Origin of the sequence: Streptomyces sp. SLBN-8D4, from assembly GCF_049739545.1 — a bacterium.
Classification (GTDB): Bacteria; Actinomycetota; Actinomycetes; order Streptomycetales; family Streptomycetaceae; genus Streptomyces; species Streptomyces canus_C.
Genome location: NZ_JBMGQC010000001.1, coordinates 3,290,312 through 3,312,600 on the forward strand (window position 1 = coordinate 3,290,312; position 22,289 = coordinate 3,312,600).

21 protein-coding genes and 3 pseudogenes are annotated in these 22,289 nt (G+C 71.8%); 17 read left to right on the forward strand and 7 right to left on the reverse strand.

Annotation, left to right across the window (positions count from 1 at the left end; all coding sequences use genetic code 11):
* Nucleotides 1-271: 271 nt before the first annotated feature.
* Nucleotides 272-1,347 (reverse strand): annotated as a pseudogene (locus RKD20_RS14395) (DNA topoisomerase IB).
* 240 nt (nt 1,348-1,587) lie between these two features.
* Between RKD20_RS14395 and RKD20_RS14400 the strand changes: the two are divergent.
* From RKD20_RS14400 to RKD20_RS14465, 14 genes are all read left to right on the forward strand, one after another.
* Nucleotides 1,588-2,058 carry a hypothetical protein gene (locus RKD20_RS14400; RefSeq protein WP_424878079.1) on the forward strand — a complete coding sequence of 157 codons (471 nt, stop codon included), beginning with the start codon at nt 1,588-1,590 and terminating at the stop codon, nt 2,056-2,058.
* Between the two features lie 829 nt (nt 2,059-2,887).
* On the forward strand, nt 2,888-3,850 hold the full coding sequence (locus RKD20_RS14405) for an NAD-dependent epimerase/dehydratase family protein (RefSeq protein WP_424878080.1): 963 nt from the start codon (nt 2,888-2,890) through the stop codon (nt 3,848-3,850).
* A gap of 239 nt (nt 3,851-4,089) precedes the next feature.
* Nucleotides 4,090-5,724: a carbamoyltransferase family protein gene (locus RKD20_RS14410; protein ID WP_424878081.1), complete on the forward strand. Its 1,635-nt coding sequence runs from the start codon at nt 4,090-4,092 to the stop codon at nt 5,722-5,724.
* Nucleotides 5,725-5,727: 3 nt separating this feature from the next.
* Nucleotides 5,728-6,732: a glycosyltransferase family 2 protein gene (locus tag RKD20_RS14415; protein WP_424878082.1), complete on the forward strand. Its 1,005-nt coding sequence runs from the start codon at nt 5,728-5,730 to the stop codon at nt 6,730-6,732.
* Nucleotides 6,729-7,322, forward strand: coding sequence for a D-glycero-alpha-D-manno-heptose-1,7-bisphosphate 7-phosphatase (locus tag RKD20_RS14420; protein ID WP_424878083.1), 594 nt, complete (start codon nt 6,729-6,731; stop codon nt 7,320-7,322). The genes RKD20_RS14415 and RKD20_RS14420 overlap by 4 nt, the downstream gene beginning before the upstream one ends.
* On the forward strand, nt 7,319-8,308 hold the full coding sequence (locus RKD20_RS14425) for a glycosyltransferase family 9 protein (RefSeq protein ID WP_424878084.1): 990 nt from the start codon (nt 7,319-7,321) through the stop codon (nt 8,306-8,308). Before RKD20_RS14420 ends, RKD20_RS14425 begins: the two co-directional genes overlap by 4 nt.
* Complete coding sequence (locus RKD20_RS14430; RefSeq protein ID WP_424878085.1) at nt 8,305-9,261, forward strand: glycosyltransferase; 957 nt, start codon at nt 8,305-8,307, stop codon at nt 9,259-9,261. The genes RKD20_RS14425 and RKD20_RS14430 overlap by 4 nt, the downstream gene beginning before the upstream one ends.
* Entirely contained in the window at nt 9,258-10,472 is a 1,215-nt protein-coding gene (locus RKD20_RS14435) for a glycosyltransferase (RefSeq protein WP_424878086.1), read from the forward strand. Before RKD20_RS14430 ends, RKD20_RS14435 begins: the two co-directional genes overlap by 4 nt.
* A complete protein-coding gene (locus RKD20_RS14440) occupies nt 10,472-11,059 on the forward strand; it encodes a D-sedoheptulose-7-phosphate isomerase (RefSeq protein WP_424878087.1) in 588 nt (195 codons plus the stop codon). Before RKD20_RS14435 ends, RKD20_RS14440 begins: the two co-directional genes overlap by 1 nt.
* Nucleotides 11,060-11,061: 2 nt before the next feature.
* Nucleotides 11,062-12,483 carry a D-glycero-beta-D-manno-heptose 1-phosphate adenylyltransferase gene (gene rfaE2 / locus RKD20_RS14445; RefSeq protein WP_424883213.1) on the forward strand — a complete coding sequence of 474 codons (1,422 nt, stop codon included), beginning with the start codon at nt 11,062-11,064 and terminating at the stop codon, nt 12,481-12,483.
* A complete protein-coding gene (locus RKD20_RS14450; protein WP_424878088.1) occupies nt 12,480-13,439 on the forward strand; it encodes a glycosyltransferase family 9 protein in 960 nt (319 codons plus the stop codon). The genes rfaE2 and RKD20_RS14450 overlap by 4 nt, the downstream gene beginning before the upstream one ends.
* A complete protein-coding gene (locus tag RKD20_RS14455) occupies nt 13,436-14,302 on the forward strand; it encodes a glycosyltransferase family 2 protein (RefSeq protein WP_424878089.1) in 867 nt (288 codons plus the stop codon). Before RKD20_RS14450 ends, RKD20_RS14455 begins: the two co-directional genes overlap by 4 nt.
* A complete protein-coding gene (locus RKD20_RS14460; protein ID WP_424878090.1) occupies nt 14,299-15,195 on the forward strand; it encodes a glycosyltransferase family 2 protein in 897 nt (298 codons plus the stop codon). Before RKD20_RS14455 ends, RKD20_RS14460 begins: the two co-directional genes overlap by 4 nt.
* A 238-nt stretch (nt 15,196-15,433) precedes the next feature.
* Entirely contained in the window at nt 15,434-15,829 is a 396-nt protein-coding gene (locus RKD20_RS14465) for a PP2C family protein-serine/threonine phosphatase (protein WP_424883214.1), read from the forward strand.
* Here RKD20_RS14465 and RKD20_RS14470 read toward each other — a convergent pair.
* The 5 genes and pseudogenes from RKD20_RS14470 to RKD20_RS14490 all read right to left on the reverse strand — a co-directional run.
* Nucleotides 15,826-16,317, reverse strand: coding sequence for a hypothetical protein (locus RKD20_RS14470; RefSeq protein ID WP_424878091.1), 492 nt, complete (start codon nt 16,315-16,317; stop codon nt 15,826-15,828). The genes RKD20_RS14465 and RKD20_RS14470 overlap by 4 nt on opposite strands.
* Entirely contained in the window at nt 16,314-18,803 is a 2,490-nt protein-coding gene (locus RKD20_RS14475) for a molybdopterin oxidoreductase family protein (RefSeq protein WP_424878092.1), read from the reverse strand. Before RKD20_RS14475 ends, RKD20_RS14470 begins: the two co-directional genes overlap by 4 nt.
* Nucleotides 18,804-19,000: 197 nt before the next feature.
* Nucleotides 19,001-19,195: a DUF2795 domain-containing protein gene (locus tag RKD20_RS14480; RefSeq protein ID WP_424878093.1), complete on the reverse strand. Its 195-nt coding sequence runs from the start codon at nt 19,193-19,195 to the stop codon at nt 19,001-19,003.
* A gap of 211 nt (nt 19,196-19,406) precedes the next feature.
* Nucleotides 19,407-19,733 carry an SDR family NAD(P)-dependent oxidoreductase gene (locus RKD20_RS14485; RefSeq protein ID WP_424878094.1) on the reverse strand — a complete coding sequence of 109 codons (327 nt, stop codon included), beginning with the start codon at nt 19,731-19,733 and terminating at the stop codon, nt 19,407-19,409.
* A gap of 44 nt (nt 19,734-19,777) precedes the next feature.
* Nucleotides 19,778-20,056: pseudogene (locus RKD20_RS14490) on the reverse strand (DUF6766 family protein); the annotation flags it as partial.
* On the opposite strand from RKD20_RS14490, the pseudogene RKD20_RS14495 reads away from it, so the two are divergent.
* A pseudogene (locus RKD20_RS14495) lies at nt 20,053-20,178 on the forward strand (ATP-binding protein); the annotation flags it as partial. The pseudogenes RKD20_RS14490 and RKD20_RS14495 sit on opposite strands and share 4 nt — an antisense overlap.
* Nucleotides 20,175-20,678: a response regulator gene (locus tag RKD20_RS14500; RefSeq protein ID WP_424878095.1), complete on the forward strand. Its 504-nt coding sequence runs from the start codon at nt 20,175-20,177 to the stop codon at nt 20,676-20,678. The pseudogene RKD20_RS14495 and the gene RKD20_RS14500, both read left to right, overlap by 4 nt.
* Nucleotides 20,679-20,829: 151 nt before the next feature.
* Here RKD20_RS14500 and RKD20_RS14505 read toward each other — a convergent pair whose 3' ends face one another.
* Nucleotides 20,830-21,186: a hypothetical protein gene (locus tag RKD20_RS14505; RefSeq protein ID WP_424878096.1), complete on the reverse strand. Its 357-nt coding sequence runs from the start codon at nt 21,184-21,186 to the stop codon at nt 20,830-20,832.
* 464 nt (nt 21,187-21,650) lie between these two features.
* Between RKD20_RS14505 and RKD20_RS14510 the strand changes: the two genes are divergently transcribed.
* Nucleotides 21,651-22,214, forward strand: a complete 564-nt coding sequence (locus RKD20_RS14510; RefSeq protein ID WP_424878097.1) for a hemerythrin domain-containing protein — start codon at nt 21,651-21,653, stop codon at nt 22,212-22,214.
* Nucleotides 22,215-22,289 lie beyond the last annotated feature (75 nt).

Here is a 22,289-nt window from a genome sequence, read left to right on the forward strand (position 1 = left end):
TGTATCGCAACAACCCGCATATCGCCCTGCTCCTGGACCGGTGGGCGACGGCGGAAAGCCGACATACTGACACCGCTTTGCGCTACGAGGCCGGCTACGTGCAAGCACTCGCGGACATGGCCGCCTTCTTGAGGCAGACCTACTACCTGCCCGAGGGCGGGGAGTGAGCGGGAGCTGAGCCCGATGACCAGTGGACCGATGGGCCACCGAGAGACAGACCTCTGTCCCCGCGATCCACTGTGGTGTCAAGGCGTGCCGCACTCGCTGATGATCAGGCCGAGGCCGCCCCCAGACCGCTGATCGGTGAGGGCGGCTCGTTGTCGGTCTGTGCGTGTCCGTTCCGGAGCATGCGTAGCACAGCCCGTTCGGCGGGTCCCTGGGTCGCGGGGATGCCGTACGCGCCCTCGTCGCCGAGATGAGGCAGCGCGGCTGCGACCGTCACGCCCTCCTCGTACAACTCGATCACTCGAGGGTTGATGTAGGAAGCCCGGCAGACCGCCGGTGTGTTGCCGAGATAGCCGGACACCTCGCTCACCGCCCGGACGATGGCGCGGCGGCGGGCGGTCTCGCTGCGGGCGACGGGTTGGGAGACGGCCAGTGCCACGGCGGCCAGGACCGTGGCGTGCCAGGTTCGGAAGTCCTTGGCGGTGATGTCGAGACCGGTCAGTTCCTTGAGGTACGCGTTGACATCATGACCGCTGACGTCGTGCCAGGCGCGCCGCTCCCAGTAGGCCAGCAGCCGTTCACCGCCGCCCCGGCGCCGCAGCAGCGCGGTGAGGCTGCGGCAGGCGGCGGGGTCCGCGATGGTCTGGATGATCTCCTTGCCGTGCTTGCCGGTGTAGGCGAACAGGATCGCTCCGGCCTGGCAGCGGGAGTGTTCGCGCAGCAGCGTGGTGAGGCCGTAGCTGTTGTTCAGTTCGGTGTAGCGGTCGCTGCCGATGCGGAAGAAGCCGAGGTCGAGCAGGCGCACGGCGGTGGCGAGGATCCTCTGCCGGGTCAGCCCGCGGTCGTGCAGATGCTCCTCGACGGCCTCCCGTACCGCGGGCAGGGCCTCGGCGACATCAGCACGTGCTCGTGCTTGGCCTGCTCCCGCTCGGCACGGAACTGCGGGTGGTACAGGTACGGGCGGCGTCCGGCGTCGTCGGTACCGACGGCCTGCAGATGCTCGTTGCGCCGGGTGCAGATCCACACGTCCCGCCAGGCCGGCGGTATGACCAGCTCCCGGATCCGGGCCAGCTCGTCGGGATCGCGCAGCGGCTCGCCCCGGGCGTCGAGGTAACGGAAACCGCGGCCCTGGCGCAGCCGGCGGTACCCGGGGTCAGTGGGACGGCTGTAGTGAAGACGCACTCCAACCTCCTTGGTCACTGCTGCCGCGAGGGAAGTCCCGACTCATCCGGTGCACGGCCTGCCGTCCAGTGCTCAGTCGGCGCGTGCTCCTCCTTTCTCCCAACCCCGTATCCCGGATTCCGAGGGAAGCCGGGCCCCCGAAACCCGACGACGGGTGGGGCCGTGTGGTCCGGGTACTCGTGGAGCGGATCAGCGGGGTGACGCAGTCACTGCCTTCGGACGAATGTGGGAGATGCACCGATGAACGAGCAGACGCCTTCCGCGGAAGAGCCGGACAGGCACGCCCGGGCGCGCAGCGACGAGGAGCCGGGGGCTCATTCCGGTGGGGAGAGCCAGGCACGGGAGCGGGTCCTGCCGGGCACGGTGAGTGCTGCGGAGGGCTACCCGTCACAGGGCGGAACGGCACAAGGCGATTCTCTTGCCGGAGTCGAGAAGACCGCACAGGGTGGCGAAGGGCCCGGGCCGGTCACGCGGCGGCATGTGCGGGAGTTGCTCGAAGCGCGTGACGACGGGCCCACCCTCGTCGTTCTGGAGGGCCGGGCCCAGGTGGTGCCCGCCGACGACCTCGGGTCCGACCGCTACGCCGGCGCCCTCGAGGTCACCTCCGGGGAGGAACTCACCCGCCAGGCGACGCCGGATTCCCATTCGGAAGGGGAACTCGACGCCCTCGCCGCCACTTTGAACACCATGGTGGCGAAACTCGGGGCGTGACACCCGGCATCTCAAACCTGTCCGCTGCCCGGTGCCGAGCGCGTCGACGATCTGGATCAGGTTCAGGTAGGAGCCACTGTCCGGCAGGCTCCGCGCCGCCTCCAGCACGGGGTCGGGCATGTGGTACGCCGTCAGGACGTCCAGTACCGTCCGCCGGCCGGGCGGGAAGGCCGCGGTCCAGGTAGCACGCCAACTCTCGTCGTAGGGAGTCCGCTTCCGTCGCCGCCCGGGCCCGGTCACGCGCCTCGCCGGGCAGGGGCAGGGGTCCACTCGGATCCGCGCATATGTCGTCGCCCGCAGGCGGCTCGGGGACGTTTCCCTCCTCCGGTGCGCGGCCGGGCCGGACCGCAGGAGGCCCTCCCCCGTGCTTCATCTCATCGTCCTTGCGTGGACTGACCGGGTTGCTGCCTCGCTCCATCAATGACTGAGCACCACTTCGCCATCGGTGGCGAAGACCATCCGGCGCCAGGTCCTCGGCAAGGCTCATGCTCGATCAGGACGTCGTGTAGCGCTCCCGTGGTCTCCGCGTCAGGCCCCCTGCTGCTCCTCCAGCGTCCGGCAGGCGTCCCGTACGGACAGCTCGCGCCGCTTGGCACACGACTCGTTGTTCTCGCCGGGGTCGAAGTAGACGGTGGCCCAGGGACCGGGCCGGCCGGAGAGCGATCCCAGGAATGGCAGTTGCGCGTTTCCTCCTCGTTCGTTCGTCCCCGTCGGACTTCAGGCGGGTGCCCGAACGGCGGCGAGGGGCACCCGTGGCTCCACGCATGCAACCGTCGGGTTGGGTTACTCAAGCGAACACGCAAGTGAACCGAAGAGCGAGGAGAGTCCCATGAGCGGACAGACCTGGCGCCGGGCCTTGGTGACCGGCGGCGCCGGATTCGTGGGATCCCATCTGTGCGGTCGGCTGCTCGACACCGGGTCTGACGTCGTGTGCCTCGACAACCTGGCCACCGGCTCCCGGAGCAACGTGGCCGGACTCCAGCAGCGGGACGGCTTCCGCTTCGTACGCGGAGACGCCACCGACCCCGCGGCCTGGCAGGAACTGCCCGGCCGCTTCGACCTGGTGCTGCACTTCGCGTGCCCGGCCTCGCCCGCCGACTATCTGCGACTGCCGCTGGAGACGCTGGAAGTCGGCAGCACGGGCACCCGCCACGCGCTGGAGCGGGCCCATGCCGACGGCGCTCGCTTCGTCCTCGCCTCCACATCCGAGGTGTACGGCGACCCGCTGGAGCACCCGCAGCGGGAAACGTACTGGGGCAACGTCAACCCGACAGGCCCGCGCAGCGTCTACGACGAGTCCAAGCGCTTCGCCGAGGCCCTGGTCACCGCCCACCGGCAGGTGAACGGCACCGACACCGCCATCGTCCGCATCTTCAACACCTACGGCCCTCGCATGCGCATCGGTGACGGCCGAGCCGTCCCCGCGTTCATCTCGCAGGCCCTTGACGGCATGCCGCTGACCGTCGCCGGTGACGGCAGCCAGACCCGCTCGCTGTGCTACGTCGACGACACCGTGGGCGGCGTCCTGGCCCTGGCGGCCTCCGGTGAACCCGGGCCGGTCAACATCGGCGGCGGCGAGGAGATCACCATGCTCGACCTCGCCCGCCGCATCGTCGAGGTCACCGGCTCCTCCTCCCGCATCCGGTTCGTCGAACGCCCGGTAGACGACCCCGGCCGACGCCGCCCCGACACACGGCTGGCTCAGGAACGGCTCGGATGGCAGCCCCGCGTGGACTGGACCGAGGGCCTGAAGCGGACGATCGGCTGGTTCTCGCGGACCGTGGCCGCCTGAAGGCGTGCCTGAGCTGCATGACGGTCACAGCAGCCATCACACCGACTCCGCACACCGCCCGGTAGCGCTTGATGCTTGAACGCAGCCTTGAGGCCGCGACACGCTGCGTGACAGGTGAGCACTCATGTGATGCGACGGCCATGCCACCGCATGAGCTGTCTCCACATGTTTGAGACAACTGCGGCGCGGCACTCGCTGAGACCAGAGTGACGTCGTACGCCGCCCGGGACGGAGCACTCATGCGCATTCTTGGAATCAACGCCCTGTTCCACGATCCCGCCGCCGCCCTGGTCATCGACGGCCGCACGGTCGCGGCGGCCGAGGAGGAGCGTTTCAGCCGCCGCAAGCACGGCAAACGGCCCCTGCCGTTCTCCGCCTGGGAGCTGCCCGAGCTGTCCGCCCGCTGGTGCCTGGAGCACGCCGGCATCCGGCCCGAGGAGCTGGACGCGGTCACCTACTCCTACGACCCCAAGCTCGCCCGGCCCGCCGCCGGCATGGGCCTGGACGACCCCTGGGACCCGCTGCGCCAGGACTACGCCCGCCGCGCCCCCGAGTTCCTCGCCGAGGCACTTCCCGGCCTGGACCCCGAGCGCGTCGTCTTCGTCCCGCACCACGTCGCGCACGCCGCCTCCGCCGGACGCGCCGCCCCGCACCCCGACAGCGCCGTTCTCGTCCTGGACGGCCGCGGTGAGAGCGCCTCCCACCTGGCCGGCCGCTACGACGACGGCAAGCTGGACACGCTCTTCACGCAGCCGTTGCCCCACTCGCTCGGCCTGGTCTACGAGGACCTGACCCAGCACCTGGGCTTCCTGCGCAGCAGCGACGAGTACAAGGTGATGGCGCTCGCCTCCTACGGCAAGCCCCGCTTCCTTCCCCAGCTGCGGCAGTACGTGCACGCCACCGGCGACGGCGGTTTTCGCGCCCACGGCGTCGACTGGGCCGCCCTCGCCCCTCCCCGCGGCAAGAACGAGCCGTGGGCCCAGGACCATGCCGACCTGGCCGCCAGCACCCAGGCCGTCCTCGAAGAGGTCCTGCTCGAACTCGTGCACTGGCTGCACCGCGAGGCCGGCGGCGAAAGCCTCGCCCTGGCCGGCGGCGTCGCCCTCAACTGCGTCGCCAACTCCAAGATCGCCGCCCGTGGGCCGTACCGGAACGTGTGGGTCCAGCCCGCCGCCGGTGACGCCGGGACCGCGCTCGGCGGTGCCCTGCACCTGGCGGAGAACCCGCAGCCCATGTCCGGCGCCGACCTCGGCCGCGGCTGGAGCGACCAGGAGATCCGCGCCTGGCTCCAGGAGGCCGGCGTCCCCTACGAGGAGCCCGCCGACATCGCCGAGGCCGTCGCCGAGGAGCTCGCCCGGGACGGCGTCGTCGCCTGGTTCCAGGGACGGAGCGAGTACGGGCCGCGCGCCCTCGGCCACCGATCGCTGATGGCCCACCCCGGCCGCGCGGAGAACCTGGAGCGGCTGAACCGGGTCAAGGGCCGCGAGGAGTTCCGGCCGGTCGCGCCCATGGTGCTCGCCGAACGCGCCCACGAGCTGTTCTCCGGCGGACCGCTGCCCAGCCCGTACATGCTGTTCGTGCACGATGTCGCACGCGAGTGGCGCGACCGTGTTCCGGCCGTCGTGCACGTCGACGGTACCGCCCGTATCCAGACCGTCGACGCCCGCCAGGAGCCGCTCGTGGCGCGCATGCTGACCGCGTTCGAGCAGCGCACCGGGGTGCCCGTGGTGGTCAACACCAGCCTCAACACCGCCGGGCGGCCCATGGTCGACGATCCGCGCGACGCGCTGGAGTGCTTCGGCTCCGCTCCCGTGGACCTGCTCGCGATCGGTCCTTTCGCGGTGCGCCGGGGCGTGATGTTCGGGAGGGCCTGACGTATGACCGCGTACGCCGTCGTCATCCCCACGCTGGTGCGCGACACGCTCGCCGACTGTCTCGCCGCGCTGGCCGCCGCGTCCGGTCCGAAGCCGGAGCAGCTCGTCCTCGTCGACGACCGGCCCGGGTCCGAGCCGGACTCCGCGGCGCTGGAGCACCCGCTGAGCGTCCTCGGCGAGCTGCGTGAACGCACCCTGGTGATCCACAGCGGAGGGCGCGGGCCCGCCGCCGCCCGCAACAGCGGGGCGCGCGCGGTCACCGCGCCCTGGGTCGCCTTCCTCGACGACGACGTGCAGGTCGGCCCGCACTGGTGCGACCAGCTCTCCCAGGACCTGGCGGAGGCCGGCCCCGAGACCGGTGGCGTGCAGGGCGTCATCGCCGTACCGCTGCCGGGGGAACGCCGGCCCACCGACTGGGAGCGCGGCACCGCCGGGCTGGCGCAGGCGCGCTGGATCACCGCCGACATGGCCTTTCGCGCCGACGCGCTGAAGGAGGTCGGCGGCTTCGACGAGCGGTTCCGGCGGGCGTTTCGCGAGGACGCCGACCTCGCCCTGCGGGTGCTGGACGCCGGATGGCGCATCGGGCAGGGGCGGCGCACCACCCGGCATCCGGTGCGGTCGGCCGACCGCTGGGTGTCGCTGCGCGCCCAGCGGGGCAACGCCGACGACGCCCTGATGCGGCGCCTGCACGGGCCCGACTGGTGGCACCGGGCCATGGCGCCGCGCGGCCGGCTGCGCAACCATCTCGCGATCACCGCGGCCGGCCTGGCCTCCTGCGCGCTCGCCCTGACCGGGCACCGCCGGGCCGCCGCGGTGGCCGCCCTCGGCTGGGCAGCCGGTACCGGCGAGTTCGCCTGGGCGCGCATCGCGCCAGGCCCGCGCACCCGGTACGAGGTGAACACCATGTTGGCCACCAGCGTGCTCATCCCGCCCGCCGCCACCTGGCATTGGCTCAGCGGCCTGTGGCGCCACCGCCACGCCGCCCCCTGGCTGGAGGTGGCACCGTGAAAGGGATCGACCTCATCCTGTTCGACCGCGACGGCACCCTCGTCCACGACGTCCCCTACAACGGCCACCCCGACCAGGTTCGTCCGGTCGACGGAGCCCGCGAGGCGCTCGGCCTGCTGCGCGCCCGCGGCATCGGCACCGGCGTGGTCACCAACCAGTCCGGCATCGCACGCGGGCTGCTGTCCACCGCCGACGTCCGCCGTGTCAACGAGCGGATCGACGAGCTGCTCGGCCCCTTCGACGTGTGGGCCGTCTGCCCCCATGGCCCCGAGGACGGCTGCCACTGCCGCAAGCCCCGGCCCGGCATGATCCTTCTGGCCGCCGACCGGCTGCGCACCCCGCCGGAGCGTATCGCCGTGATCGGTGACATCGGCGCCGACGTCGAGGCCGCACGCCGGGCCGGCGCCCTCGGCGTCCTCGTACCCACCCCGCAGACCCGGCCGGAGGAGATCGCGGCTGCTGAACACGTGGCACGGGATCTGTCGACCGCCGTACGCGCGGTGCTGTCCGGACGGCTGCCGCTCGGCCGCGTCCGCACCGGGGAGCGACCCGTCGAAGCCGCTCACGGCACCACCGGGAGCGTCCGATGAAAGCCCTTGTCGCCCGCCTGGACAGCTTCGGCGACGTACTGCTCGCCGGGCCCGCGATCCGTGCTGTCGCCGCTCGGGCCGACCACGTCACCGTTTTGTGCGGTCGGCTCGGCGCCCCCGCCGCCCGTATGTTGCCGGGCGTCGACGACATCCTCGTCTGGGACGCCCCCTGGGTGGGCTTCACGCCCCCGCCCGTCGGCCGCGGAGAGGTCGAGTTGCTCGTCGACACGATCGACGCCGACGCGGCCCTGATCCTGACCTCCTTCCACCAGTCCCCCCTGCCCGCCGCCCTGTTGCTGCGCCTGGCCGGTGTCGGCCACATCGCCGCCGACAGCGTGGACTACCCCGGTTCACTGCTCGACGTGCGCCACCAGCGCGCCCCGCACGCCCATGAGGCGGAGGCGGCGCTCGACCTCGCCGAGGCCGCGGGCTTCCCCCGCGTCGACGACGGCCGGCTGCGGGTGCTGCCCCCGCCCCACACCATTCGGCTGACCGGCCCCGAGCCCTACGTCGTCCTGCACCCCGGGGCCAGCGTCCCCGCCCGGGCCTGGAGCCGGGAGCGGTGCGCCGAGGCGGTGCGGGAACTGACGGCGGCCGGACAGCGGGTGGTGGTGACCGGCGGCCCGGGGGAGCGCGAGCTGACCGCGTACGTCGCCGGTGAGCACGGTCTTGACCTCGGCGGCCACACGGACGCCGAGGAACTGGCCGGCGTGCTCGCCGGGGCACGGGCCGTCGTCACCGGCAACACCGGGCCCGCCCACCTCGCCGTCGCAGTCGGCACCCCCGTCGTCTCCCTGTTCGCCCCGGTCGTCCCGGCCGAACGCTGGCGCCCCTATGGCGTCCCTTACCTGCTGCTCGGCGACCAGGACGCGCCCTGCGCGGACAGCCGCGCCCGGCAGTGCCCGGTGCCCGGCCATCCGTGCCTGGAGTCGGTGACCGGGCAGGACGTGGTGGCCGCCGTCGAGAAGGTGATGGTCGCGGAATGAGGATCCTGATCTGGCACGTGCACGGGTCGTGGACCACGGCCTTCGTGCAGGGCCCGCACACCTACGTCGTCCCCGTCACCCCGGACCGCGGACCCGACGGCCTCGGCCGCGCCCGCACCTTCGACTGGCCGGACAACGTGATCGAACTGCCGCCGGAGCGGCTGCGTGACGCGGGCATCGACGTGGCGATCCTGCAACGCCCGCACGAATACGCTCTCGTGGAGCGGTGGCTCGGCCGCCGCCCGCCCATGGTGTACCTGGAGCACAACGCCCCGCACGGCTCCCCCGGAGTACCGGACACCCCACACCCGGCCGCTGACCTGCCCGGCGTGCCGCTGGTCCACGTCACCCACTTCAACCGCCTGATGTGGGACGCGGGGAGCAGCGAGACCACCGTCATCGAACACGGCATCATCGACCCCGGTCCCCTGTGGACCGGGGAGATCCCGCACGCGGCCGTCGCCGTCAACGAGCCGATCCGACGCGGTCGTACGACCGGCACCGATCTGCTGCCCACGTTCGCCGAGGCCGCCCCGCTGGACGTCTTCGGCATGAAGACCGACGGCCTCGCCGGCCACCTCGGTCTCCCGCCCGAGCGCTGCCGTTCACATGAACTCGTCCAAGGCGAGCTGCACTTGGCGATGGCCAGGCGCCGCCTCTACCTCCATCCGGTCCGCTGGACCTCTCTTGGCCTGTCCCTGCTGGAGGCCATGCACCTCGGCATGCCCGTGGTCGCCCTCGCCACCACCGAGGTCACCGAGGCGGTCCCCCCGGGCGCCGGAGTGGTCTCCAACCGCATCGACGTACTGACCGATGCCGTCCGCGACTTCGTCGCCGACCCGCTGCACGCACGCACGGCCGGCGAGCAGGCACGCGCGGCGGCGCTCGCCCGCTACGGACTGTCCCGCTTCCTGGACGACTGGGAGCGGCTGCTGAAGGAGGTGACCCGATGAGGATCGCCATGGTGTCCGAACACGCGAGCCCGCTCGCCGCGCTCGGCGGTGTCGACGCCGGCGGCCAGAACGTGTACGTCGCCCGCCTCTCGGAGGAGTTGGCGCGTCGCGGCCACGACGTCACCGTCTACACCCGGCGCGACGCGACCGACCTGCCCGACCGGGTCCCGCTGCCCGGCGGCGCCGTCGTCGAGCACGTGCCGGCCGGACCGCCCGAGGTGATTCCCAAGGACGCCCTGTTCGAGCACATGCCCGCCTTCGCCGTCCACCTGTCCCGGGCCTGGCGCCGGGAGCGGCCCGACGTGGTGCACGCCCACTTCTGGATGTCCGGCATGGCCTCCCAGATCGCCGCCCACCCGCACGGCATCCCGGTCATCCAGACGTTCCACGCCCTGGGCACCGTCAAGCGACGCCACCAGGGGCGGGAGGACACCAGTCCTGTCGAACGCATCGGCACCGAACGCCAGATCGCCCGCACCTGCGAGCGGATCCTGGCCACCTGCTCCGACGAGGTTCAGGAGCTCGCCGCGATGGGGGTGTCCCCCGGCCGGGTGTCCGTGGTTCCGTGCGGCGTGGACGCCGACCTCTTCCACCCCGGGGCCGACACCGCCGACGCGCCCGCGCGTGAACAACGGAACCGGCTGCTCACCTGCGGCCGGCTGGTCCCCCGCAAGGGGTACGACCAGGCGATCCGCGCCCTCACCCGGATCCCGGACACCGAACTCCTCATCGCCGGAGGCCCGCCCTCGGACCGGCTGGCCACCGAACCCGAGCCCCAACGGCTGCTGAAAGTGGCCGAGGAGCAGGGCGTCGCCGACCGGGTGCGCCTGCTCGGTGCCGTCGACCCGCGCCGGATGCCGGGCCTCATGGCCGACGCGGACCTGGTCCTGTGCACTCCCGTGTACGAGCCCTTCGGTATCGTCCCGCTGGAGGCCATGGCCTGCGGGACACCCGTCGTCGCCACCGCAGTCGGCGGCCACCGGGACACCGTCGCCGACGGCCGCACCGGACGGCTCGTGCCGGGCGACGCCCCGGCGATCGCCGACGCCGTACGCGACCTGCTCGGACACGCGCGCAGCCGTGACCGCTTCGGCGCGGCAGGCCGCGAGCATGTGCTGGCGCGCTACACCTGGCGGCGCGTCGCGGACGGAGTGGAACAGGTCTACCGGCAGACCGCCCGGGGCCGTGAACTGCGTACGGAGGTCGCCTGATGAGCACCCACGCCGAATCGTCCGTCACCGCGCACTGCGACGAACTGCTCGACGCCCTGATCCGGTTCCGTGAACGGGCCCATCTGACGGAGCGGTGGGGCGAGCGGCTGGCAGCCGTCCTCAGCGGCGGAGGACGGCTGCTCGCCGCCGGCAACGGCGGCAGCGCCGCCCAGGCCCAGCATCTGACCGCCGAACTCGTCGGCCGCTACCGCGACGACCGCCCGCCGTTCTCCGCGCTCGCCCTGCACGCCGACACCTCCTCCACCACCGCCATCGCCAACGACTACGGCGTGGACGAGGTGTTCGCCCGCCAGGTCCACGCCCACGGCCGCCCCGGCGACATCCTGATGCTGCTGTCCACCTCCGGCGCCAGCGCCAATCTGCTGTCGGCCGCCGACGCCGGCCGCGCGGCGGGCCTGACCGTGTGGGCACTGACCGGCCCGGCCCCCAACCCCCTGTTGGCCGGCAGCGACGAGGCGCTGTGCGTGCCGGGCTCCTCCACCGCGACAGTCCAGGAACTCCACCTGGTGGCCGTGCACATGGTGTGCGAGGCGTTCGACGCGGCCGTGGAGAGGAGCGGGAGGTGACCATGCCCGGCTCCGGCAAGGCCCCGCTCGTGGTGGTCGGCGACGCCCTGCTCGACCGCGACCTGACCGGCAGCGCCGACCGGCTCGCCCCCGACGCGCCCGTACCGGTCGTCGCGGAGCGCACGCGGCGGACGCGGCCCGGCGGCGCCGCCCTCGCGGCCTGCCTCGCCGCCCGCGACGGCCGGGACGTCACCCTGGTCACCGGCGTGGGCGACGACGCGGCGAGCGAGGAACTGCGAAGGATGCTCGACGGCCGGGTGAAGGTGATCGGCCTGCCGCTGACCGGGGCACTGCCGGAGAAGACCCGGGTCCTGGCGCAGGGCCGCCCGGTCGTGCGCCTCGACCGCGGTGACGGCCGCGTCCGCGAGGCCACCGACGAGGCCCGCGAGGCGGTCCGCGAGGCCCCGGCCGTCCTGGTCTCCGACTACGGCCGGGGCGCGGCCGACGCCCTGCGCGACGTACTGGCCGAACGCCCGCCGGTGGTCTGGGACCCGCACCCGCGTGGCGGACCGCCCGTGCCGGGGACACGGCTGGTGACTCCGGCCCGGTCGGAGGCGCACGCGTTGGCGGCGACCGCCGAGGACCAGGACGCCACCGGGGCGCCGGGCGGCAGTGACCTGCGCGTCGCCGCCCGCGAGGCGGCCACGCTCGTACGACACTGGCGGGCCACCTCCGTCGCGGTGACCATGGGCGCGCGCGGCGCCCTGCTGTCCTACGGCGACCACCCCCTCCTCGTCCCGGCGCCCGCCGTCCACCACGGAGACACCTGCGGTGCCGGCGACCGGTTCGCCGCCACGGCGGCCGGACTGCTGGCCGACGGGACGCTCGTCGGCGAGGCGGTGGAAGGCGCCGTCGCCGCCGCGACCGAGTTCGTCGCCGCGGGCGGCGCGGGCGCCCTGGCCGACGGGACCTCCCCCGAGGCGGACGCCCTGCCGTCCGGCGAGGAGAGCACGGACACCGACGCGGCGCCGGACCCGCACACCGTGATCGCCCGGGCGCGAGCCGCCGGCGGTACCGTCGTCGCCGCCGGCGGCTGCTTCGACCTGCTGCACGCCGGACACGTCGGCCTGCTGCAGGCCGCCCGGCGGATCGGTGACTGCCTCGTCGTGTGCCTCAACTCCGACGCGTCGGTGCGGCGCCGCAAGGGAGCGGGCCGACCGGTGAACCCGCTCGCCGACCGGATCCGGGTGCTGCGCGCCCTCGCCTGCGTCGACGCGGTGGCCGTGTTCGACGAGGACACCCCGGAACAGCTGCTCGCCGAGCTGCGGCCCGACGTCTGGGTGAAGGGCGGCGACTACACCGGCGCCGACCTGCCCGAGGCGGCGCTTCTGCAGGAGTGGGGCGGGCAGGCCGTGCTGCTGCCGTACCTCGCCGGGCGGTCCTCGACCACGCTTCTGGGCCGGGCGGCGGAGGGTGCCCGGTGACGCGCCCCCGCCTGCTCGTCCTGCGCGCTCTCGGCCTCGGCGACCTCCTGGCCGGGGTCCCGGCCCTGCGCGCTCTGCGACGGGCCTTCCCCGGCCACGAACTGGTGCTGGCCGCCCCCGCCGAATTCGAGCCGGTGGCGGCGGCGACGGGAGCCGTCGACCGGCTGCTGCCCGCCTCAGCCCCCGGCCGGGCCGTACCACGCACCCTCGACTGGGCCGGCCCGCCACCCGACATCGCCGTCGACCTGCACGGCAACGGCCCGCCCAGCCACCGCCTGCTCCAGACGCTGCACCCGCGCCGACTGTTCGCCTTCGCCCACCCGGACACCCCGGAGATCGACGGCCCGCGCTGGTGGGCGGAGGAACACGAGCGGGACCGCTGGTGCCGTTTCCTGGAGTTCTACGGCGTCCCGGCCGACCCGGCCGACCTACGGCTGCCCTGCCCCCAGGGCGCCTCCCCCGCGCCAGGGGCCGTCGTCCTGCACCCGGGCGCCGGTGCCCCTTCCCGCTGCTGGCCCGTCGACCGCTACGCCTCCGTCGCCACCGCCCTGCGCGAACGCGGCCACCGGGTCGTGGTCACCGGAGGAGCGGGCGAGGACGACCTCGTGGCCCGCCTCGCCAAGCAGGCGCGGCTGCCCGACACCGACACCTTCGGCGGCGGCCTGCCCTTCGAGCGGCTCTCCGCGCTGGTCGCGGGCGCCCGCGCGGTCCTCAGCGGCGACACCGGCATCGCCCACCTCGCCGTAGCCCACGCCACCCCCACAGTCACCCTGTTCGGTCCGGTCGCGCCGAGCCGCTGGGGCCCGCCGGCCGACCCCCGGCACCGCGTGCTGTGGCACCCCGGCGCGGAGGGCGACCCGCACGGCCGCCGCACCGACCCGGCACTCCTGCGCATCGCCGCCGACGACGTACTGCACGCCCTCGACCAGCTCGACGAACTCCCCGGCACGCCATGAACCAAGCGCCCGTAGGCATCGTCATCGCCACCCGCAACCGGTCGGCGAGCCTGGCCCGCACCCTGGACCGGCTCCTCGGCCTGCCCGAGCAGCCGGAAATCCTCGTCGTCGACAACGCCTCCACCGACGACACCCGCGCCCGGCTCGCCCGCGACTTCCCCAACGTCCGCCTGCTGTCCCTGCCGTCCAACCGGGGGGCGCTCGCCCGCACTCACGGCGTACGCGCCCTCCGTACCCCGTACGTGGCGTTCAGCGACGACGACTCCTGGTGGGCACCCGGCGCCCTCGAACACGCGGCCAAGCTGATGGACGCCCATCCACGCCTCGGCCTGATCTCCGCCGCCACTCTGGTCGGCCCCGCCGAGGAACCCGACCCCCTCAACGACGTCCTCGCCACCTCCCCCCTCGGCACGGCCCGGGATCTGCCCGGCACCCAGGTCCTCGGCTTCCTCGCCTGCGCCTCCGTCGTCCGCCGTGACGCGTACCTCGACGCCGGCGGCTTCCACCCCCTGCTGTTCTTCGGCGGCGAGGAGACCCTCCTCGCCTACGACCTCGCCGCCCGCGGCTGGGGCGTCACCCACTGCCCCGACGTCATCGCCCACCACCACCCGGACCCGGCGCCCCGAGGCGACCGCCCGGCCGTCCAGCTCCGCAACGAACTCCTCACCGCCTGGCTGCGCCGCCCCCTGCCCCACGCCCTCGCCCGCACCCGCCACCTGGCCACCGACGCCCGTCGCGACCCCACCGCCCGGCAGGCCATGCGCCAGACCCTCACGCGCCTGCCGGCCGCCCTGCGCGCCCGCCGCCCCCTGCCGGTCTACCTGGAACGGGCCGCCCGCATGCTGGACGGAGCACAGCCGTGACCGACCTCCGCACCACCGTCGTCGTGATCACCCACAACCGCCGTCCCGAACTCCTGCGCACCCTCGACCACCTGACCGAACTCCCCGAACAGCCGCAGGTGATCGTCGTCGACAACGCCTGCACAGACGGCACCGCCGACGCGGTCTCCCGACTCCACCCGCAGGTACAGCTGCTGTGCCCCGGCCGCAACCTCGGCGCCGTCGGCCGCAACCTCGCCGTCCGCGAGGTCCGCACGCCCTACGTGGCGTTCTGCGACGACGACTCCTGGTGGGCGCCCGGCTCGCTGTCCGGCGCCGCCGATCTCCTCGACCGGTACCCGGCACTCGCCACCGTCACGGCCCGCATCCTGGTCGAACCGGGAGGCGCCGAAGACCCCATCACCGAAGAACTGCGCAACTCACCCGTGCCCGGGCCCGATTGGCTGCCCGGCCCCGCGCTGGGCTCCTTCCTGGCCGCCGCGACCGTCCTGCGCACCGACGCCTTCCGCACCGCGGGCGGCTTCCACCCCCGGCTGTGGCTGGGCGGCGAAGAGGAACTGCTCGCCGTCGACCTGGCGGCGGACGGCTGGTGGCTCACCTACGCGGACCACCTCACGATCCACCACCAGCCTTCCAGGGCACGGGACGCGACGCTGCGCCGGGCACACGGCATCCGCAACACCCTCTGGTTCACCTGGCTGCGCCGCCCGGCCGGACCCGCACTGCGCCGCACCCTGCACCTGGCCCGCACGGTCCCCCGCGACACCGTGTCCCTGCGGGCCTTCGCAAAGGCCGCGGCCGCGTGGCCGTGGGTGCTGCGCGAGCGCCGGGTGCTACCGCCGGAGGTCGAGGCGCGGATGCGGGTCCTGGAAGAGGCGCAGCAGCGTTCGGCCGCCCGCCGGTACGTGGGCTGAGGCCCGCGGGAGAAGGGCGCACGGAACGGGGCGGGGCCGCGCTCGGTGTCCCCGCCCCGTCCGTGGACAGCTGGTCAGTCCGTATTCCCCGGGCGTTCGCCCTTCGGGCCCCGGCCCCGTTCCGTGCGCGGGCGGCGGCTCTGGTGCTCCGGCTCCCGCTGCAGGGACTCGTTGGCCGCCGCGTTGGCATCCTGGTCGCGCCTACCTCAGCCTCTACGGCGGGGCCACCGCCAGCTGCATCTACGCGCTGCTGACCGGGCCGGAAGCGGGCCCCTGGACGCTGGAGTACGCCAACGCCGGCCACCCGCCTCCCTTGCTGATCACCTACGAAGGCGACACGCGGTATCTACAAGACGGTCACGGTCCCCTCCTCGGCGTCGACCCCGGCCTCCCCCGCCCTCACGCCGCCGAACCACTGCCGGCCCGCGGCACACTCCTTCTCTACACCGACGGCCTGATCGAACGCCGCGGCGAATCCCTCGACCACGGCCTGACCCGGCTGCGCCAGCACGCCGCCGCACTCGCCCGCGAACCCCTGGACGTCCTGTGTGACGAATTACTGTCCGGACTTGGCCAGGAGAGCAGTGACGACGTCGCGCTCCTGGCCCTGCGTCTGCCGCCGGTTGCCGGCTAGAGGCTGGTCAGGATCTGCGGGGAGATGTTCTTGATCATGGTGTTGGACCAGCGCATCTGCCGCAGGGTCTGCGGGTGACAGGACGAGGCGAGCGCCAGGAGCCGCTCGTCTTTGCTGGCCTGGGCCGCCTGGGCGAGCATCTCCCAGTACAGCGAGTTCTCGGTCGCTCCCAGATGCAGCTCCCGCAGGTCGCGCAGCAGGAGCAGACCGGGCTCCGGCCGGTGGCCCATGGCCTCCGCCGCCTTCTCCCTGAGTGTCGCCAGGACGCCCGAGTCGGACGAATCGGGCGGCTCACCGAGCTTCACCCCGTAGTGCTGACCGGTGTCGGCCAGTCGCTGGACGTGTTCACGGGACCAGACGGCCAGGTCGGTGGCGACGTGGTGGATCTCGTGCTCGATGCGATGACGTTCCGCCACCGTGACCAGGTCCCTGGCGAGATGTTTCTCGCTGCGGTGCAGCACGCGCAGGGTCAGGGTGATGCCGTTCACTGGCTTTTCTCCTCACGCCCGTGCCATGTGGCGCCGTCCGACTGCGCCACGCTCGCCGAAGGGCCTCCCGCCGTCGCGGGAACGCCGCCGCTCCGTGACGGCGCGGACGCGGTGGTGGTCGGCGCGGAGGCAGCCTGGCCGTCACCGCGTTCCACGAGGGTGAGAGCCGCCGCGGCGGTCTTGAACAACGGCTGCTTGGAGACCGGATCCCAGTCGGTGACGGTCGTCTCATTGGCGGCGCGCCCCGGTGTCTTCTCGTCCGGGCCGTGACCGGCCGGGGTGTCCCAGTAGCCGTAGTGGAACGGCACGAACAGCAGTCCCGGCCGGATGTCGGTGACTCGGACCCGTCCCCGCAGCGCGCCGCGGGGCGTGGACACCTCCACCAGATCGCCCTCGTTCAGATCCCGCTCGTCCGCGTCGGCGACGGAAACCTCCACCCATACGTCGGGCGCGGCAGCGTTCAACTGCGGGGCACGCCCGGTCTTGGTCCGGGTGTGGAAGTGATAGATCGTCCGACCGGTGGTGAGCTGGAACGGATACTCAGCACTCGGCTCCTCATGGGGCGGCACATAGGCGGCGGCCTTGATCATCGCCTTGCCGTCCGGATTCAGGGAGCGGTACTCCACCACACTGTCCGACGCACCGGTGACGAGGTCCTTGCCGTACGTCTCGCACTGGTCGGGGTGCGCCCAGCTGATGCCGTCGGTGTAGAGACGTTCCGTGCCGTCGGGTGCGTCCTCGTTGCACGGCCACTGGATACCGCTCGGGCCGCGCAGTTTGTCGTAGGTGAGGCCGGTGTAGTCGCACGGCCGGCCGGCGCTGCACCGTTTCCACGCCTCGAACGCCGACTCCGGGTCGTGCCAGTGGATCAGCGGACCGCCGTCCTTGTCGCGGAAGTCCATGAGCCTGGCGTAGTCGAGGAAGATGTCCAGGTCCGGCTTCGCCTCGCCCGGCGGGTCGACGGCCTTGTCGGACAGGTGCACGGTGCGGTCGGCGTTCGTGAACGTCCCCGTCTTCTCACCCCAGGTCGCGGCGGGCAGCACCACGTCGGCCAACTGGGCCGTCTCGGTCAGGAACAGGTCCTGCACGATGACGAACAACCCCTCCTGGGACAGGATCGAGCGGATGCGGGAAAGCTCGGGCAGGGAGACGGCGGGGTTGGTGCCGCTGATCCACAGCATGCGGATCGAGCCCTGTTCGGCGTAACGGAACATCTGCATCGCGTGCGTAGGCGGCGCGTAGTGCGGAATCTGCTTCGGTTCGACGTTCCAGACCTTCGCCAGGTCCGCCACGTGCTCATCGTTCTCCCAGTTCCTGAAGCCCGGCAGGTCACCGTTGGCACCGCACTCCCGGGTGTTCTGAGCGGTGGGCTGACCGTTCATCTGCAGCACGCCCGCTCCCGGCCGGCCGAGCATGCCGCGGATCAGGTGGATATTGTTGATCTGCACGGCGGCCGCGGTGGCCTGGTGGGACTGGTAGACGCCCTGCAGGACCGTTGACAGCAGCCGGTCGGCCGAGCCGATGATCTCCGCCGCCTCACCGATGCGCGCGGCCGGGACGTCGCAGATGCCGGCCGCCCACTCGGGGGTGCACTCCTTGACCCGGGCTTCCAGCTCCTCGAAGCCGACGCTGTGCGCTTCGACGTACGCGTGATCGACCCGGCCGGTGCGGATGATCTCGTGCAGCAGCGCGTTGAGCAGCGCCACGTTGGTGCCGCCGCGCGGGGCGAGGTGCGCGGTCGCCCGGCGCGCCACCCGCGTCGGCCGAGGGTCCACGCAGACCAAGCGGGGCGGATCGGCGCCGTCGAGCCGGTCCAGGATGCGCATCCACTGCACCGGCTGCGTCTCGGCCAGGTTGTGCCCGTACAACGCGATGACGTCCGCGTGATCGACGTCGTCGTAGCTTCCGGGCTGACCGTCGCAGCCGAAGGACTCCTTGAGCGCCTCGGCGGCCGTGGAGGTGCAGAGCCTGGTGTTGCCGTCCAGGTGACTCGTGCCGATACCGGCGCGGGCCAGCACCGCCAGCGTGTAGTACTCCTCCAGGAACAGCTGCCCGGTGGTGTAGAAGCCGATCGAACCGGGGCCCTTCTCCTGCAGAAGGGTCCGGGAGCGGGACACGATCCGGTCCATGGCGGTCGCCCAGTCGGTCTCGACCAGACGGCCTTCCACACGGACGAGCGGCCGGGTCAGCCGGTCGGGAGAGGCGTTGGCCTGCCAGCCGAACAGGTCCTTCGGCCCGAGGCGGCCGTGGTTCACCCGGTCCTGCGCGCGTCCCCGGACGCCGACCATCCGACCGTCCACGACCGCGATGTCCATCGCGTCGCCATCGGAGTGCAGAATCGACGCGGCCTGCACCCATCGCTGCACGTCACCCGGCGCGACGCCCTCCTCGAGACGAGTGTCCACCCGCGTGGGCCACACCTGGTGCCGCCCATACGGAGTACGACCGCCCCACGGCTGCGCGATGCGGTCCACCGAAGCGTCCATGCCCCACGTCCTCATTCACAGCCGGCACCGCCGCGCCGACCGCATTATCGGTACCCGGCATCGCGCGCCCGTAACGCCGGTGCTTCCTCTTCACGCAGTCGGTGCACGGAAAGGGGTATGCCTGATCGCCCACGGTCCGCCCCGCGCAGCTGAACGGCGCGGCAAGAGGACAGCGGCGCTGGCTGCTTCGCGCACGGCTACTCTTCGTCGAACACGGCTTTCTGAACGTCGTTGGGGCCATCAAACTGCTCTGCTCCAGAATTGGACAGCTTCTCGATGAGATCGTTGTCCGCACCGTTTTGCTTGGCCAGCGCCACGAGCTCGTCGCGGCTGGCCGGATAGTTGGCACCTTTGAGAGCTTTTTGCATGTCAATCGGGCTGATGTCTGCCATGGTTACCTCTCCATTGCTGAGCCGTATTGAAGACGGGATCGCCCGCCGCGTGCCGCCTTGGGTCCTCGCCTGCCGGTGGATTCAACAAGAGCGAGGATCGCGAGACGGGAATGCCGCACCGGTGAGTACAGAACCTCACCCATCCGATGCAGTTCCTTGGACAGCGCGATAACGGCGGGCAGTCACAGGTTCGTTGCAGGAGGGACGCCAGTCACGGCCAGGAAGGCTCATTGCGGGGGATGACCACCATCTCCGGCACCGCGCTGCCGGACTCGACGGACAGTGCGCACAGGACTGCGTCGGCGACCACGTCCGGGCTTTGAAGCTTGGAAGTGTCGGCGTCGGGGAAGCGTTCCATGATGAAAGGCGTCTCCATGCCGCCTGCGATGATGCCGGTCACTCCGATGCCCAGGCAGTCGCGCTGAGCTTCCTGGAACAGCGTGTGGGTGAGGGCACGCAGTCCTGTTTTGCTCGCCGAGTAGGGGCCGGCCTCGGTCCATGTGCGATTGGCCGCGGTGGAAAGGATGTCCCCCGGCAAGCCGCCCCCAGCGGCAGGGACCGACCAGCCATGCCGGAAGTCGGTCAGCCCTCGACGCCTGTGGCGGAGTGAGCCGCGCCGACCGGCTTGGACTCCGGAGAGCCACGCTGACGCAGATAGACCGAGAGAATGGCCATCGAGGCGACCGCCAGCAGCTCGGACTGCCAGTTCTGCAAGGTGCGGTTCCACAAGTCGGCCGAGCCCAGGTACTGCGGCCAGCCGATCGGCGCCTGGAGCTGACGCAGCTGCCGCTCGTTGTACGCGGAAACGCCGGTGGCCGACTGCACCAGCCATGACGCAAGGAAAACCGCGCCCATGGTCAGGGCTCGGCCTGGGCCTGGCCATCGCCCGCGGCTTCACCGAAGCCATGAACGGCACCCTCACCCCCACCGACACTCCCGGCGGCGGCCTGACCATGACCCTCACCCTTCCGGTGGCACCATGACCCGCATCCTCATCGTCGACGACGACCCACACCTGCTACGCGCCCTGACCATCGCCCTGGGCGCCCGCGGCTACCAGACCAGCCCGGCACCGGCCGCCCCCACCGCCCTCCAGGCCGCCGCCACCACCGCACCGGACCTGGCCGTCATCGACCTCGGCCTGCCCGACCTCGACGGCATCAACATCGTGGAAAGCCTGCGCGGCTGGTCCACCGCCCCGATCATCGTGCTGTCCGCCCGCCACGACGAGACCGCCAAGATCAACTCCCTGGACGCCGGCGCCGACGACTACGTCACCAAACCCTTCGGCATGGGCGAACTCCTGGCCCGCATCCGCGCCGCCCTACGCCGCGCCACCCCCGCCGACGAACAGCCCCTAATCACCACCGCGGCCTTCACCATCGACTTGGCCGCCAAACGCGTCACCACCCCCAGCGGCGAGATCCGGCTCCCCCCCCCCCCCCGGACCGGCCGGCGAGCGGGGGTGCGGAGGGGTCAGTAGGGAGAGTCCGTAACTCCTTACCCGGCTCACACTGATCCCCGGTGCGCCCGCCAGCGCGACCAGCCCCAACCGGCGCAGGAAGAAGGCCAGCCTTCAGCGGCACAGGCAGAGGCGGAGGCAGAGGACGAATCTGCCGACTACGCGAGCAGCATCATGCAACTGCGGCGAAAGCGGTGGCGGTGCTGACGGCCGTCTCAGCGCCGGCATGGATGACCAGGCGGATGCCGGTTGTATCGGCGTTCACCTCAAGCAGGCGCCGTGCAGGGAAGCTGTGGGTGGCCACGGACATGAACACGCCGAGGACGCTGCACATCCGGTGGGCGCGCAGGACGGCGCTCACCGCTGCACCGGATGAGGCAGGCTCGTCAAGAACCAGGACAACGGGTGTCGGTTTGTGGGCGTGTACAAGGCTGCTGATCTCCGCAAGGAGAGCGGCCCGCCCGCCGATGCCAGGGTCGTCGTGCACGGTGATGACGAGCACACCCTGCTCGAGCGAATGTGACAGCATCGCAGGCTCCCATCCTTCCTTTGAGAGGGAATCCAAGGTGTAGCTTCCCTGTACACATTCCGCTATGCGGCAGGTAGTAGACAACCTCAGGAATCAGGCCGTATCGCGCCCCAGCATGTCCGCATCGGCCCGGGCTTCCTGACTAGATCCCCCGTCGTCGAAATCGTCCGCTACGAAGGCGGCAGACAGGCGTTTCGGTGAACCTGCACTACTCGATAGCGCCATCACCGGAGCGCTCGTACTCAGGCCATGGCGACTCGCCCCCCATATCCGCTTGCCGGCCAGGGCCTCCACCTGCGCCGTGTGGGCCGCCATACCCCGACTGTCCTCATCTCGCTCCGCGAGCAGAACAGAGTCCGCGGTGCATACGCCACCTCCCACTGGCTACTAGAACGGGCGCAGGCGCTCCGCATGCCACAGTCTGACAGAGCACCGAAAAATCGGAGAAAAGGAACAAAGTAACCATGGGACACGGCGGCAACGTCATCAGTGAACTGACCACCGACCACCGCGAAGTCGACGAGCTCTTCGCACAGATCGAAGCGCTGCCCGCAGACGATCAGAACCGACACCGCCTCGCCGACCAGCTCACGATGGAGCTGATCCGCCACTCGGTCGCCGAAGAGGAATACCTTTACCCCGCGGTGCGCCGCTACGTCGACGGCGGCGACGACCTTGCCGACAAGGAGATCACCGACCACAGTGAAGTGGAGCGCATGCTCAAGGAACTGGAAAGCTGTGAGCCCGGCGACGGCCGGTTCGACTCGCTCGTGACGCAGCTGAAAGCCTCGGTGACCACGCACGTAGCCGACGAAGAAGGACGCCTGTTCCCCCTTCTTGCCGACGCATGCTCCCCCGAAGCCCTTGAGGAGCTGGGCGAAAAGGTCCGCTCGGCCAAGAAAACCGCCCCGACCCGCCCCCACCCCTCAGCCCCCGACACACCGCCGGCCAACAAGCTCCTCGCGCCGGGTGCGGGCATGGTCGACCGCGTACGCGACATGCTCACCGGCCGCGGCCGAGAAGACTGACAGCAGACACCGGGGCATGGAAGGGGCTCCGGTTCACACTGGAGCCCTTCGCCGGAGCGAATCGCGACTCGCCGG

Coding starts and splice junctions, on each gene's coding strand:
- RKD20_RS14400 (WP_424878079.1), top strand. CDS start 1,588: ATGAACGAGCAGACGCCTTCCGCGGAAGAGCCGGACAGGCACGCCCGG.
- RKD20_RS14405 (WP_424878080.1), top strand. CDS start 2,888: ATGAGCGGACAGACCTGGCGCCGGGCCTTGGTGACCGGCGGCGCCGGA.
- RKD20_RS14410 (WP_424878081.1), top strand. CDS start 4,090: ATGCGCATTCTTGGAATCAACGCCCTGTTCCACGATCCCGCCGCCGCC.
- RKD20_RS14415 (WP_424878082.1), top strand. CDS start 5,728: ATGACCGCGTACGCCGTCGTCATCCCCACGCTGGTGCGCGACACGCTC.
- RKD20_RS14425 (WP_424878084.1), top strand. CDS start 7,319: ATGAAAGCCCTTGTCGCCCGCCTGGACAGCTTCGGCGACGTACTGCTC.
- RKD20_RS14430 (WP_424878085.1), top strand. CDS start 8,305: ATGAGGATCCTGATCTGGCACGTGCACGGGTCGTGGACCACGGCCTTC.
- RKD20_RS14435 (WP_424878086.1), top strand. CDS start 9,258: ATGAGGATCGCCATGGTGTCCGAACACGCGAGCCCGCTCGCCGCGCTC.
- RKD20_RS14440 (WP_424878087.1), top strand. CDS start 10,472: ATGAGCACCCACGCCGAATCGTCCGTCACCGCGCACTGCGACGAACTG.
- rfaE2 (WP_424883213.1), top strand. CDS start 11,062: ATGCCCGGCTCCGGCAAGGCCCCGCTCGTGGTGGTCGGCGACGCCCTG.
- RKD20_RS14455 (WP_424878089.1), top strand. CDS start 13,436: ATGAACCAAGCGCCCGTAGGCATCGTCATCGCCACCCGCAACCGGTCG.
- RKD20_RS14475 (WP_424878092.1), bottom strand. CDS start 18,803: ATGGACGCTTCGGTGGACCGCATCGCGCAGCCGTGGGGCGGTCGTACT.
- RKD20_RS14480 (WP_424878093.1), bottom strand. CDS start 19,195: ATGGCAGACATCAGCCCGATTGACATGCAAAAAGCTCTCAAAGGTGCC.
- RKD20_RS14500 (WP_424878095.1), top strand. CDS start 20,175: ATGACCCGCATCCTCATCGTCGACGACGACCCACACCTGCTACGCGCC.
- RKD20_RS14505 (WP_424878096.1), bottom strand. CDS start 21,186: ATGCTGTCACATTCGCTCGAGCAGGGTGTGCTCGTCATCACCGTGCAC.
- RKD20_RS14510 (WP_424878097.1), top strand. CDS start 21,651: ATGGGACACGGCGGCAACGTCATCAGTGAACTGACCACCGACCACCGC.